Consider the following 13,237-nt stretch of genomic DNA (forward strand, 5'->3'; position numbering starts at 1 on the left):
TTTTAACCCCGAATGTCAGTAATAAATTGATTCAGTACGCTGTCTTTTTCCAGCGTGCGCTCGGCATATTCACATGCCACTGTATTGAGTACCGGCAATTGCAGGCAGCGCTCGATGCCATCCGCTAGCGCATCAACCGATTCAGGTTCGACGCACACGGCAATGCCGGAATATGCCTCGCAAAGTTGGCCGAGCTCGGTTTCCGGTTCTGCGGTAATCACCGCATTGCCGCCCACGGCAAGAATATTAGTCAGCTTGGAAGGCAACACTGCATCTGCCGCACCCCGACGCTGAATAACCAAGTGGCAATCCGCGAGATGCAGTAACGCTGGCAGTGCGTCGTAAGGCTGCAACGGATGGAACACCACGTTTTGCAAACCCTTCTCCTGCGCCTGTTTTTGCAAGCGCGCTTTGCCACCGCCCTGGCCGACAATCACAAATAACCATGGCTGATGAGCGAAACGTGCAGCCACCTCAATGACGGTTTCCAGCCCCTGCTTCTCCCCGATATTGCCGGAATAGAGAATGATTTTTTTATCAACAGGCAGTTGTAAACGGGTGCGCACCGCAAGAACATCCTCGTGGGAAATACCGCGAAAACGTTCAACTTCCGACCAGTTAGGGAAGAAGATCACTTTTTGCTGATCCACGCCCTTCTCCACCGCTTTGTTCATCATCGAACGCGAAATGGTCGAAACGTTATCGACGTTATGCAGACCACTTTGCTCAAAACGTTGAGCCAGTCGGGCTACTTTCCCCTGCTTTTTACCTGCCATTCCCAGGCCGAGCATGGCGTCCACTTCGTAATCCTGGATATGCAGCAACGTACGTGCGCCGCTGAGTTTCGCGAGCAGGCGCATACCTGGTACACAAAACAGCGTAGGCACTACGCCAATAATGCGATCCGGCTTCCAGCGACGTTGTGCCAGCAGCGGGAAGAATGAACTCAGTGCAAAGCTGCCGAGATGGATCAGGCGCTTTAGCGTTGACGGCTGTTTTGGCACATATAATGGGCAGCGCCAGACGGTGGCCGCGCCGACTTCTTTTTTATACTTCCAGGCGCAATATTCGGGATGCACTTCCCAGACCGGATAGTAAGGTGGTGCGGTGATCACCCGCACCTCATGGCCCTGGCGCGTCATCCACTCAACCATTTCGCCGGTGTATTTACCGATGCCGGTTAGTTCCGGTGAATAGTTAATGCCGTAGACCAGAATCTTCATAACCCGATGACCTTTTCTGTCTTGTCGGAGAGAAAGTAAGCGCGACTGTTGTCGTGGACATCGTCACGCGCTAACAACGACTCTGACGTTAACCAGCGATATGCACTGTGCTGCGCGGTTGGCAATTGCAGCGCTCTCGCATCAACACGCAGGCGGAATCCCAGCACCACGTAGTGCGTTGAGAAATCCGTCCCGGAGAAGTTGTCGTCATAGAAGTGCTGCCAAACGCCGTAAAACTCGCCGTCGGCCATCACGAAACGCTTACCCAGTTCAGCTTCGGTTAAGCGAGCAAAAGCCTGCTCCAGCGTTTCATCTTTTTGTACCCGGCCACCCGGCACGAACCAAAAGTTCTGCGCCGGGCGCTGAGTGCGTTGCCCCAACAAGAACTCGCCGTCCTGATTTTCAACAATCAGGTCGATGGAGATAAGCGGTGTGGAACTCACGACCGTTGCGAAGTCTTCAGCACTCAGGAACATGCTTACCCCCGGAACCGTTGCTGGTTTTCGAGGAACCACTGGTAAGTGCTGGCAAGACCCGGCTCGAGTGTGATCTCCGGATACCAACCCAGACGGCGCAGTCGCGTCACATCCAGCAGTTTGCGCGGCGTGCCGTCCGGTTTGGTGGCATCGAACACCACGCGCCCACGGTAGCCCGTCACTTTCGCGAGGGTTTGCGCCAGCTCGCGGATGGTGCAATCGACCCCGGTACCGACGTTAATATGTGAAAGCATGGGCTGGGTATTTTCGGCCCACACTTCACTCGCCAGCTCCATAATGTGGATGCTGGCTGCCGCCATATCATCAACGTGCAGGAATTCACGCATTGGCGTACCGCTCCCCCACACCACGACGTCAGGAGAGTTCTGCTCAGTCGCTTCATGGAAACGACGCAGCAAAGCGGGGATCACATGTGAATTGCTCGGGTGGAAGTTATCGTGCGGGCCATACAAATTGGTTGGCATCACCGAACGATAATCGCGACCAAACTGGCGGTTGTATGACTCGCACAGTTTGATGCCAGCAATTTTGGCAATTGCATACGGTTCGTTAGTGGCTTCAAGTGTGCCTTGCAGCAGCTCGCTTTCCGCCATCGGCTGGTTGGCCATCTTTGGATAAATGCACGATGAACCAAGGAACAGCAACTTATTCACGTTGTGCGTATGGGCACTGTGAATAATATTCGCCTCGATCATCATGTTTTCGTAGATGAAGTCAGCAGGATACGTATTGTTCGCAACAATACCGCCCACTTTCGCCGCCGCCAGATAAACCTGATCGATTCGCTGTTCGGCAAAGAAAGCGTTTACCGCGGCACCATCCAACAGATTCAGTTCATCACGGCCACGCAGCACCAGCTCAACGTCAGCACGTTGTTCAAGCTGACGGACAATGGCAGAGCCGACCATCCCACGATGGCCAGCAACAAAGATACGGTGTTTATTCATGCTCAAGACTCCAGCGCGATGGCAACCTCGTAACCGTGTGATTTGAGCAACGAGTGTTTTTTCGCCGCTTCCAGGTCTTTAGCGACCATTTCGCCGACCATTTCTCTGAGGGTGATTTCTGGTTTCCAGCCCAGTTTTTCATGTGCTTTGGTTGGGTCACCCAGCAAGGTTTCCACTTCAGCAGGACGGAAGTAACGCGGGTCGACAGAAACAATCACATCGCCTGGTTTAACGCCCGGTGCATCATGGCCGGTCACGGAAACAACAATGCCTTTCTCATCAACGCCGGTGCCTTCAAAGCGCAGTTTGATACCGAGTTGCGCGGCGGACATTTCCACGAACTGGCGCACGGAGTACTGCACACCGGTAGCAATCACGAAGTCTTCTGGCGTGTCTTGTTGCAACATCATCCACTGCATTTTCACGTAATCTTTGGCATGGCCCCAGTCACGCAGGGAGTCCATGTTGCCGAGGTACAGACATTTTTCCAGGCCCTGAGAGATGTTGGCGATAGCGCGGGTGATTTTACGGGTCACGAAGGTTTCACCACGGCGTGGGGATTCGTGGTTAAACAGAATGCCGTTACAGGCGTACATGCCGTAGGATTCGCGGTAGTTTACGGTGATCCAGTAGGCGTAAAGTTTCGCAACCGCATATGGGGAGCGCGGATAGAAAGGCGTGGTCTCTTTCTGCGGAGTTTCCTGCACCAGACCGTAAAGCTCGGACGTGGATGCCTGATAGAAACGGGTTTTCTTCTCTAATCCTAAGAACCGAATCGCTTCCAGCAGACGCAACGTTCCCATTGCATCAACATCTGCGGTGTATTCCGGGGATTCAAAAGAAACCGCGACGTGGCTCATGGCGCCCAGGTTATACACTTCATCCGGCTGCACTTCGGAAAGAATACGGGTCAGGTTTGAGCTGTCCGTCAGATCACCGTAGTGCAGATGGAATTTTGGATTGCTGGCATGCGGATCCTGATAAATATGATCAACACGTTCAGTATTGAATGAAGAAGCACGACGTTTGATGCCATGAACTTCGTAACCTTTTTCCAGCAGCAGTTCCGCAAGATATGAACCGTCTTGTCCGGTAACACCCGTGATGAGAGCTACTTTAGTCATAATGTTTTTCCTCTGTTAACATTTTTGTACCACCCTCACCCCGGCCCTCTCCCTGAGGGAGAGGGGGAAAACCATACGATCCCCTTCCCCTGAGGGAGAAGGGAGAAAACCATATGATCCCCTCTCCTGAGTGAGAACACCGTACGATCCCCTCTCCTGGGGGAGAGGGCTAGGGTGAGGGCGAGGGCGAAAGTTCTATGCGCGCTCCCGAATCACTACCGCCGGATTTCCCCGACAAACGGCATTCGCCGGTAATGATTTATAAATACTGCTGCGGGCACCGACGACGGTGCCATTACCTATCGTCACACCAGGTGAAACAAATACATCTGTTGCCAGCCAGCATTTTTCGCCAATAACAATCGGTGAAGCGGTAATATCAAAATGCTTGCTCATATAATCGTGACTGCCGGTACATAAATAACACTTTTGTGACACCACAGAATTGGCACCAATGGTAATATCACCCAGCGTATATAACACCGCGTCATCCCCTACCCAGGCATAATCACCCAACGTTAACTTCCATGGGTATGTAATTTTGACCGAGGGGCGAATCACAACACCTTTACCAATTTGTGCGCCAAATAAACGTAATAAGAATGCGCGCCAGCGATAGAATATTTGCGGTGACCAGGCAAATAATGTTGCCTGCACTGCCCACCACAGTTGTACTTTAATAGGGTTCCCACCCCGGAAACCTTTCGGTACCGAGAAGCCATTTAATTCCTGCATATTATCCTCTTGAGGATTTTATCGGATATCGCTTGTGCGAATTCGATCTACGGACTCAGCCGAAAATTTATGTCTTGTTATAAAGTGCTTTTGCTTTTCCGGTGGTACGTAAACGAAATTTGAATGATAATTCCGCGACAAAACCAGGCACGCCTAATATCTTACGTTGCACATTTTTTGCATCATGACACAATTCAACATTATTCGATGTTGACACGCCGCCCATGGAAAACTCAGAGACCAGGCCTTTAATACGTTTAAAGGCGTAACCACTTTTGTACATTTTCGCAGCCAAAGCATAATCAGATGAAACTTTATATTGCAGATCGTAAGGATGTTTACGCAAACCAGAAACCGGGAAAAATATTGCCTGATGGCTGGCCGGTAAGCTGTGGTAAATATACCAACCGGGCTTTGCACGGCGCGCTATTTTTGTCCCGTCACCGAAATCTAATAAAGCATCACCAATCACCATCGCATTATCAGTCAAGGACATTACAGCGAGCTGATGTGCGACGTTTGCTATCTCCGGGTGGAAAATATCACCTGAATTGAGGAACAAGGCATAACGGCCCTGCGCCATTTCAATCCCTTTGTTCATGGCATCATAGATGCCGTTATCTCGTTCACTGACATAGCGTAAGTTGTACTTCCCATTGATATTTTTCAGGAATTCTGCCGTACCGTCTTGCGAACCCCCATCAACCACAATCCACTCAAATGTGATGCCTGGTGCCTTCGCTAAATGAGCCAGCGACTGCCAGGTTTTTTCAATTCCGGCGAGATTTTTATAAGCAACAGTGATGACACTTAAGAGCATTGTATAAACCTCAGTTGCGGGTAATATTGAGTGCCTTACGCAGAATAAATGGACACACAATTAAGAACGCATATTCAGGGCTAAAAATTGAGCCGGTAAAAAACAGTGACAGCGGTGTAAAAAGCCATAATTGCACACGGAAATTTTCATTATTGCCAAATGCCGTGCGCATCATTTTAATGACTTTCCACATGTACCATATTGTCAGTAATACAGCGAACCAAGAAAAATAAATAATCAGAAGATACAAACCATTGTCTACTGTTTTACCGACATCCGCACCGTTAAAGATTCCGAATGATGCAACATATTCATATAAAGATCCGAAACGTACTACCCCATCGATATTGCTCAATGAATATCCGACCATTGCTAACGGGCCAATAATACGATAATACGATGACGAACCTTCGGTTCCTAAATCACCCAAGCGTGTAGCAATATAAGGAAACGCGAATACTAACCCCACTAAAAATACGGACAGAGAAATAATTGCCAGAGGCAACTTCTTCTTGATGGCATTTTTATTAAGGTACTGAAATGCCCATTCAAGAAGATAAAACAGAATAAATGTCATTACTCCTGAAAACGATCCTGAAAGAACTATCCCTGACAGAATCATAACATCAATTTTTGGTGTTTTGATACCGAACTGTTTGATGCTGAGCCAAATTGAGATTAATGCCAGAGCAAAAAATGCGGGTTCAAAATAGAGCGCAGTCGTTCGCTTACCACCAAAGCTAATAAAGTTCAGAACATAGCTATTACTGTATATAAGAAACTTCGAAATCTTCTCAATCAGGCTACTACCGCCCGTAAGAATAATCTGTGCCATTTCGGCTGCGGCCAGCATCACGATAATGCCCACCACACAATAAAATACCCTTAAAATTTTACGGTGATTATGCTGTGAAATAGTTTTGAAGCGGCAGCTCCAGGTCATCGCCAGAATCAGCACGATATAAACAAACAATAATGTAGAGGTAACGTATTTGCTGGCATTCAGGGATTGGCCAAAGATGTAGTTAAATGCCGTCAGCCCCCCACCAATGCCTAACGCAATCATCAATTTTTTGACACTGATACGTTCGATGTACAAAAAGAGGATTGCGGGCAAGAAGGTGACTATCGTAACGGGGAAGCTTTCTCCGAGTGAGGCCAACTTGACGTTGACCACCAGATAGATGAACGGTAACAGCAGATAACTACAGATTTTGATAGAACGAGACATACTCCTCCAGCATCTGTTGTCCACTGAAAGCCTGGCGATTGGCGTTTTTGAACGCCTGCAACGCTTTGCCAAACATCTGCTGCGCCAACTGCTCTTTTGGCATTTTCACCAACTCAAGCACCCGCGCATTGCTAAAGGTTTTACCGCCCACTTTTTGTAGCACTTCATCTGCGGCGTCACTTTGAGTGGCAATCACCGGCACGCCAATCGACAGCGCTTCGCACAAAATCAGCGGGTAATTATCCACCTGTGAGCTAAACACCAGCGAGTCCATCTGGTTGAGTTGGCTCATCAACGCTTTTTTATCCGTCATGTAGCCGTGGTTCACGACGTTCGGGCCGTTAAATGGCGAGAATTTACCGAAGGTATGCAATTCGATTTCATCGCCCAGTGCCATTATTGCCTGCACAAGTTGTTGATTCGTTTTGCCGTCATAGCGCAGGTCGTGGGCAACGATCGCCACTTTTGGCTTTTCGCCCGCCGCTTGCGTGAGAGGCAGTTCCGCGAGGATCGTCTCGGTTGCGACATCAATTCCGTTATTAATAATTTTGCAGCGCCCTGCCCCATAAATTCGGTTAAAGGCGTCGGCCACGTGCTGGCTTGGGGAGATAAACTGGCAACCCAGCGCCAGCATTTCACGGAACAGCTGGCGCTTTGCATCCACCAGCAGATGAGCGCGATCTCGTTTCACCGGTGGGTAGTTATTCAAAGAAGGGCATTTCTGGCAGCCTGTTTTCCAGCCATCACACCCATCGAGAAACGCACAGCGTCCGGTGATACTCCAGTGATCGTGCAGCGTCCAGACAAAAGTGACATCCGCTTTATGCGCTTTCACGCGCTGGCAAAACGTCACCATTTCTTCAAGATTCAACCAATAGCTGTGAACGACATGGAAATGCAGCACTACCGGGCCTGTGGCGCGCGTCACTTTGCGATACAGATTATTCAGGTTGCCGAACGGGTCGCGGTTAAAAAAGCGAAATAACACAATGTTGGCAATCGACGTCAAACGCGGCGTGTGTTTTTCAACACCAGAGAATTTATCGTGACTGGCGCTTTTCTTTCCCCATTTACCGTACCCGTAGATAAAACGTGAATTAAAACCTGCCGCTTGTGCGCGTTGGTGAAGATCGAGCGCCACACCCGCAGCACCGCCTTCGGCAAGGCGAACGTTAAATTGCATAATATTCATTTCAGAACCTTTATCTGCGCTTTCTGCCCCACCACCAGAGCATCATCGGGAACGTTATCCAGCACCACGCTGCCAGCTCCGACGATGACGTTATTGCCGAGCGTGATGTCGCCAATAATCACCACGTTGGCACCCAGTTCGACGCCATTGCCGATAACCGGACAGGCGAGGCTTTTGCCGCGATTGCCGATGGTGACACCATGACGGATGGTGAAATCATCCCCGGCGACCACAAATTTATTAATCACCACGGCATAACCGTGGTGAATAGTGAAACGCCGTCCAATCGTTGCTCCTGCCTGGATTTCATAACCAAACAGGCACTCGGTGAAAAAGCGATACAGCAGAATGATCGGAGCCGCCCAAAGATTGTTGATGACGCTTTTTTTTCGCCACACCGAGCAAAAATGTGCGATGCGATAAGCCAGCACCATGCAGCAAGGTCGTAAGCTCCAGGAGTTTGCGCGAAGATCTTCAAGCACCGTTATTTCCCCCGTAATCCATCGGCCAGGCGTTTGGTGTTTCGCACACTTAACAACGCTAATAAGGTGCGCAAAGACATGCGCTTATTGCGGATTTGATAAAGCGTAAATAGTTGGTATTTCTTGCTGGCCCGGTCGAATTTGTCCTTGTGCTTTTGATAAAAATGGAAGTACCCCGCGAATTTCTTGGGCGATTTAGTTATCTGCATTTCGCCGTGATTGATATGCAGAATTTGCGTCGCCTCTTCCACTTTCCACGGTTGGCCATACTCCACCACCATACGCAAGAAAATATCGTAATCCTGAGCGGCTGCCAGCGTAGTATCAAACAGGCAGGCTTTGAAACGGCTTGCGTAGGTAAACACCTGATTACCAATAATATTGCGCTTATAAAACAGCTTTAATGAAAATGGAGATTTTGGGTACAACGGCAAACTGGCGGGCTGCGAGTAAACCTGCCCTTCGCAAACGTAATCGTTGGCATACAAAAAGGCGTGGGTAACCAACTGGTGTTGATGCGCCAGAAATACCGACAGGCGGTTGGGCGTCCATTCATCATCATCATCAATACCTGTAATCAACTCACCTGTTGCCTGGCTGATAGCCTGATTCCGCACCGAACATGCGCCGGAGTTGAAATCGTTGCGGACGTATCGAACTCGCACATCGCCCAGTTCTTCAACAAAACGCTGCAACTGCTCATATGAGGAAGAGCAGTCATCAACGATTAACATTTCCCAGTGCTCATAATCCTGGCGAAGCACCGATTTGATGGCGCGGATCGCCAGCTGCTGACGGTTCCATGTCGGCATATAAATAGAGATAAGTGGGTTATTCATGGCGTTCCCCAAAGAAGTCTCGTTGATGGCAAGTTAACCCACCCTCATCCCGGCCTTCTCCCTGAGGGAGAAGGAGAAAACCGATCCCTTTCCCTGAGGGAGAAGGAGAAAACAAATCCCTTTCCCTGAGGGAGAAGCCGTTTTAATCCCCTCTCCCTGGGGGAGAGGGTTAGGGTGAGGGCGAAGGCTATTTAGCATCAGATTTATATTCGTACTCGTAGTAACCGTAATCCTCATATCCCGCGGCACGGCGGAAGATAGAGTTGAGAATTACGCCACGTACCTTGATGCCATTTTGCTCAAAGCGGCTTAGGCTGGTTTCGACTTCCTTCAGCGTATTGACCGCGTAACGCGCCACCATCAGCGTGGTGCCTGCATGACGACCCACGACAGCGGCGTCGGTGACAGCAAGAATTGGCGGGGTATCAATCAATACCAGGTCGTAGCTCTTGCTTGCCCATGCCACCAGTTCAGCAAAACGATCGCTCATCAACAGTTCCGAAGGATTGGATGGCACGACTCCGCGCGGTACGAGGTCAAAGTTAGGCACGGAGGTTTTTTGTGCGCAGCGGCTGATTTCAGCGTGGCCGGATAACACATCCGCCAGACCATTGGTGTTGGTGGTGCCAAGAAGTTCGTGGGTATAGCCTTTGCGCATATCGCAGTCGATAAGCAGCACCCGTTTGTTGGTCTGGCTAATCACCGCGGCGAGGTTGGCGCAAACAAACGTCTTACCGATGGATGGGCTCACACCCGTTAACATCAGGACATTGTTTGGCGCCTGCATCATGGCGAAGTGCAGACTGGTACGCAGACTACGAATCGCTTCGATGGCCAGATCCGTCGGGTTGCCGACGGCCAGCAGTTGGCTTTGCTTGTTACGCCTGGCCCCTTTGACATTACGCACCGTGCCGTTGTCGCGGGATTTCTGCCATTCGGACAGTGGGATGCAGGCATAGACGCCGATTCCCGCCTCTTCCAGTACCGCCGGGCTTTCGATGCCACGATTAAACAGTGAACGTAACAGCACGCCCATAATCGACAACATCAGACCGAGGATTATGCTGCCGAGGATAATCAGCGCACGCTGTGGTTTGACCATACCCGGCTGAGCAATCGCCGCATCGACAATACGCACATCACCGACGGTGCTGGCCTCAGTGATTTTCAGCTCCTGCTGTTTATTCAACAGCTGCATATAAACCTGCTGGCCAGATTCCACATCACGCGTTAGACGCACGATTTCCTGCTGGGTTTTCGGCATCGCCGTCACACGCCCATTCAGGCGGGCTTTCTCTTCTTCCAGGGTTTGGCGTTTTTCCAAAAGCGTGCGATACGCCGGGTGAACTTTGGTGTACAGCTTGGAGATTTCAGCTTCTTTGAAGGTCAGCTCATTGAGTTGCGCATCGATGTTCACCATGGTGTCGAGGACAGATTTAGCCTCAAGCGACAGGTCAACTGAGTCTTGTTGCTGGCGATAAGCGTTGAGTTTGTTTTCAGCTGCATCAAGGCGGGAGCGCACTTCCGGCAACTGTTCGGCGAGGAATTTCAGGCTTTTCGCCGCCTCTTCTGACTTACGCTGGATATTCTGCTCAAGATAATTACGGGTGATGCTATCGAGAATGTTGCGGATTTTGTCGCGATCTTCACCGGTATAAGACAGGCTCAGCACCCCGGTGTCTTTGCCATTTTCAGCCACTGTCAGGTTGCCCTGAAGCTGGTTAATCATGCCGAGCGTTGAGTATTTGGTGACTGTAAAAGTATCGCCCACTTGCGCTTTGATAGCGCTTACGGTCATCGCGATGCCATCTTTATTCAGCGATTGTCCAACCTGCCCTTTGGCGCTAAAACCGTTATTGCTGGTCAGTAAATACTGCGTTGGGCTAAGCACTTCCACGGTAAAGACGTTTTTGCCCTGGCCTGCCGGAAGATTAAAGGTATCGACCACAACAGTGTCGTTCTGACGGCCTTGCAGCATGTCCCAGACCGCACCCAACAGCCAGAAGCTGTTTTTATCGACCGAGATATCAAGGTTGAGAGAGTCGACAGTTTTACCTAACACCAGGCGCGACTGAATCAGCTGCATTTCGGCAGCAGAAGCAGGCGGTTTGTTAGAGAGCGCAGAGCTAATGTTATTGACCAGCGAGTTACCGGCGTTTTGTTCGATTTGTACCAGCGCATCGGCTTTATAAATTGGCGTGGCGCACATGGCATAGACCACGGCCAATAAAGCAAAAATGGCCGTAATCCCCAAAACCCACCAACGGGCTTCGAGCACCGTACCAAACAATCGGCCAATATCAATTTCATCATTGCCCTCAGTGAGGGCGCTCGAACGGCTTGATTTTTCTGTCATTGTTATCCCTGATGAGCGTTGAGTGCGTGAGCCCATTTTTGGGCACTGAGATCCAGAAGACCGTAAACCGCTTCAAAAGCGTCATGACTTTTGCGATACGGATCGGGAATTTCCCGTTCCGCATCCCAGTGACCAAACAGCATCACTTTGCCGCGCATCTCTGGAACCATTTCGCAAATTGCGGAGATGTGGCGTTTTTCCATGGCGAGGATCAGGTCGTATTCGCGGCACATTTTGCCGGAGACCTGTTTTGCACAATGGCCCTCAAGAGAGAGGTTATGCTGCTGCGCCACACGAATGGCACCGACATCAGCCCCTTTCCCCACGAGCGCCCCGAGCCCCGCAGACGTCACGGTAAGTTCCGGGTGATAGCTTTTCAGTAACCGCTCAGCGGTTGGGGAACGGCAGATGTTCCCCACACAGACAACCAAAATTTTGTTGAACATAGCGCCCTACCAGGTATGGATATCTTTGGCTGCATCCGTCATATAACGAACGCCACTGATGGTTGGCAGCAGTTGGTTAATCAGACGATTCCAACGTGTGATCGGTGCGGTAGTCACATAAACCACATCGTATGGCTGCAACTGGAATTCGGTACCCATGACCAGCGATGTCGCATCCGACATATCAAGCTGGTAAATGTTGGCAATCTTGCCGCTCTGCTTATCTTTGAGTGGGCGAATCACAAATATCCCGCTGGCGTTCGATGCGGTCATATCCAGACCTTCAGCCTGACCCAACGCTTCGGTCAGCGTCATACCGCTGAAGTCCATTTTCAGGGTGGTCTGTTTCTTCACTTCGCCCATCACAAACACTTTCAGGTCGTCATTACGCGGAACAAACAGGATGTCACCGGGATAAAGCAGATGGTTCTGGCTCAGGTCACCGTTTTGCATCAGCGCTTGCAGGGAAATCCGTTTTTCCTTGCCGTTGTGTGTCAGAACGACGTTGCGCCAGTCGGCTGCATCAGTCAGGCCACCCGCGGCGTTAATGGCGTCCAGTACTGTGAGTGGCACGTTGGTGATGGGCTGTTGGCCGGATTTGTTGACCTGGCCTGAGACATAGGCTTTTTGGGAACGGAACCCAGCGATATTAACGTCCACCTGCGGGTCAGCAATGTACGTCGCAAGGCGGCTGGTAATATCACTGCGGATTTCAGAAAGTGTTTTGCCGGTGACTTTCACTTTACCAACGTAGGGATAGAACATGGTGCCGTCCGACTGTACCCAGTTACCAGCATCGCTTGAGCTACGGTACTGGCCTGCAGGCGTCGTCAGTTCAGGGTGATCCCAGACCGTGACGTTCAAAACGTCGCCCGGACCAACACGATATTGGTAAGCAGCGATCTCCTGGTCGAGAGACATATTTGGCTGCGCGACCGCGGGGCGAACACGTAATTGTTCAACCAGGCGTGGTGTTAATGGATACACGTTAACCATGCGATCCAGATTGAAATCTGAATCCTGCTGTTTGATCACATCTTTCCCCATCGTCGACATATTGCTACCGGGGAGGACTGTGCAACCACTCATAAGGGCTACCGATACCAATAAAGGCATCAATTTAAGTTTGTATTTTATCATTGAGTATTTATCACTATGGCAGAGTAATTATCCTGAACGAATAAAATAAGTGACTCGTTAGGTTTTTGAATGAGGCATGAATTGAAACCTACTTGCCGTTTGAAATAACTGGCATCAATCCTAAAAAAACGCTTATTTCCCGACATCCTATTGACAGAATAATTGAGGCTTATTCTCTGGCCTTTGAGCATGCTACCGCCCCTGG

The 13,237-nt window shown here is 50.2% G+C and carries 13 protein-coding genes; all 13 read right to left on the minus strand.

Translation table 11 applies throughout. The features are described 5' to 3' along the window. Nucleotides 1-2: 2 nt before the first annotated feature. Entirely contained in the window at nt 3-1,223 is a 1,221-nt protein-coding gene (gene wcaI, locus BSPA111_RS03720; RefSeq protein WP_183269840.1) for a colanic acid biosynthesis fucosyltransferase WcaI, read from the minus strand. Further along, the gene (locus BSPA111_RS03725) at nt 1,220-1,699 is read right to left on the minus strand and encodes a GDP-mannose mannosyl hydrolase (RefSeq protein ID WP_183269841.1); all 480 of its coding nucleotides are present in this window, start codon (nt 1,697-1,699) and stop codon (nt 1,220-1,222) included. Before BSPA111_RS03725 ends, wcaI begins: the two co-directional genes overlap by 4 nt. A gap of 2 nt (nt 1,700-1,701) precedes the next feature. Continuing rightward, nucleotides 1,702-2,667: a GDP-L-fucose synthase gene (locus BSPA111_RS03730; protein ID WP_183269842.1), complete on the minus strand. Its 966-nt coding sequence runs from the start codon at nt 2,665-2,667 to the stop codon at nt 1,702-1,704. A 2-nt stretch (nt 2,668-2,669) separates the two neighbouring features. Next, nucleotides 2,670-3,791, minus strand: a complete 1,122-nt coding sequence (gmd, locus tag BSPA111_RS03735) for a GDP-mannose 4,6-dehydratase (protein ID WP_183269843.1) — start codon at nt 3,789-3,791, stop codon at nt 2,670-2,672. A 195-nt stretch (nt 3,792-3,986) separates the two neighbouring features. Then, a complete protein-coding gene (wcaF, locus tag BSPA111_RS03740) occupies nt 3,987-4,526 on the minus strand; it encodes a colanic acid biosynthesis acetyltransferase WcaF (protein ID WP_183269844.1) in 540 nt (179 codons plus the stop codon). A gap of 67 nt (nt 4,527-4,593) precedes the next feature. Next, nucleotides 4,594-5,346, minus strand: a complete 753-nt coding sequence (wcaE, locus tag BSPA111_RS03745; RefSeq protein ID WP_183269845.1) for a colanic acid biosynthesis glycosyltransferase WcaE — start codon at nt 5,344-5,346, stop codon at nt 4,594-4,596. Nucleotides 5,347-5,356: 10 nt separating this feature from the next. Further along, nucleotides 5,357-6,577 (minus strand): colanic acid polymerase WcaD, encoded by a 1,221-nt coding sequence (wcaD, locus tag BSPA111_RS03750; RefSeq protein ID WP_183269846.1) that lies wholly within the window; start codon nt 6,575-6,577, stop codon nt 5,357-5,359. Next, nucleotides 6,552-7,769: a glycosyltransferase gene (locus tag BSPA111_RS03755; protein ID WP_183269847.1), complete on the minus strand. Its 1,218-nt coding sequence runs from the start codon at nt 7,767-7,769 to the stop codon at nt 6,552-6,554. The genes wcaD and BSPA111_RS03755 overlap by 26 nt, the downstream gene beginning before the upstream one ends. Beyond that, the gene (gene wcaB, locus BSPA111_RS03760; protein ID WP_183269848.1) at nt 7,766-8,251 is read right to left on the minus strand and encodes a colanic acid biosynthesis acetyltransferase WcaB; all 486 of its coding nucleotides are present in this window, start codon (nt 8,249-8,251) and stop codon (nt 7,766-7,768) included. Before wcaB ends, BSPA111_RS03755 begins: the two co-directional genes overlap by 4 nt. 2 nt (nt 8,252-8,253) lie before the next feature. Further along, nucleotides 8,254-9,090 carry a colanic acid biosynthesis glycosyltransferase WcaA gene (gene wcaA, locus BSPA111_RS03765; RefSeq protein ID WP_183269849.1) on the minus strand — a complete coding sequence of 279 codons (837 nt, stop codon included), beginning with the start codon at nt 9,088-9,090 and terminating at the stop codon, nt 8,254-8,256. 187 nt (nt 9,091-9,277) lie between these two features. Further along, nucleotides 9,278-11,446, minus strand: a complete 2,169-nt coding sequence (gene wzc / locus BSPA111_RS03770) for a tyrosine-protein kinase Wzc (RefSeq protein ID WP_183269850.1) — start codon at nt 11,444-11,446, stop codon at nt 9,278-9,280. Between the two features lie 2 nt (nt 11,447-11,448). Then, on the minus strand, nt 11,449-11,892 hold the full coding sequence (gene wzb / locus BSPA111_RS03775; protein WP_183269851.1) for a low molecular weight protein-tyrosine-phosphatase Wzb: 444 nt from the start codon (nt 11,890-11,892) through the stop codon (nt 11,449-11,451). Between the two features lie 6 nt (nt 11,893-11,898). Next, entirely contained in the window at nt 11,899-13,032 is a 1,134-nt protein-coding gene (locus tag BSPA111_RS03780) for a polysaccharide export protein (RefSeq protein ID WP_183269852.1), read from the minus strand. Between the last annotated feature and the right edge of the window lie 205 nt (nt 13,033-13,237).

The sequence above is a fragment of the Buttiauxella sp. A111 genome (assembly GCF_014189855.1).
GTDB lineage: Bacteria > Pseudomonadota > Gammaproteobacteria > Enterobacterales > Enterobacteriaceae > Buttiauxella > Buttiauxella selenatireducens.

Excerpts from the sequence above, each read along its gene's own strand:
- wcaD (WP_183269846.1), bottom strand. The coding sequence starts at position 6,577 with ATGTCTCGTTCTATCAAAATCTGTAGTTATCTGCTGTTACCGTTCATC.
- wzc (WP_183269850.1), bottom strand. The coding sequence starts at position 11,446 with ATGACAGAAAAATCAAGCCGTTCGAGCGCCCTCACTGAGGGCAATGAT.
- BSPA111_RS03730 (WP_183269842.1), bottom strand. The coding sequence starts at position 2,667 with ATGAATAAACACCGTATCTTTGTTGCTGGCCATCGTGGGATGGTCGGC.
- BSPA111_RS03780 (WP_183269852.1), bottom strand. The coding sequence starts at position 13,032 with ATGATAAAATACAAACTTAAATTGATGCCTTTATTGGTATCGGTAGCC.
- wcaI (WP_183269840.1), bottom strand. The coding sequence starts at position 1,223 with ATGAAGATTCTGGTCTACGGCATTAACTATTCACCGGAACTAACCGGC.
- gmd (WP_183269843.1), bottom strand. The coding sequence starts at position 3,791 with ATGACTAAAGTAGCTCTCATCACGGGTGTTACCGGACAAGACGGTTCA.
- BSPA111_RS03755 (WP_183269847.1), bottom strand. The coding sequence starts at position 7,769 with ATGAATATTATGCAATTTAACGTTCGCCTTGCCGAAGGCGGTGCTGCG.
- wcaF (WP_183269844.1), bottom strand. The coding sequence starts at position 4,526 with ATGCAGGAATTAAATGGCTTCTCGGTACCGAAAGGTTTCCGGGGTGGG.
- wcaA (WP_183269849.1), bottom strand. The coding sequence starts at position 9,090 with ATGAATAACCCACTTATCTCTATTTATATGCCGACATGGAACCGTCAG.
- wzb (WP_183269851.1), bottom strand. The coding sequence starts at position 11,892 with ATGTTCAACAAAATTTTGGTTGTCTGTGTGGGGAACATCTGCCGTTCC.
- BSPA111_RS03725 (WP_183269841.1), bottom strand. The coding sequence starts at position 1,699 with ATGTTCCTGAGTGCTGAAGACTTCGCAACGGTCGTGAGTTCCACACCG.
- wcaE (WP_183269845.1), bottom strand. The coding sequence starts at position 5,346 with ATGCTCTTAAGTGTCATCACTGTTGCTTATAAAAATCTCGCCGGAATT.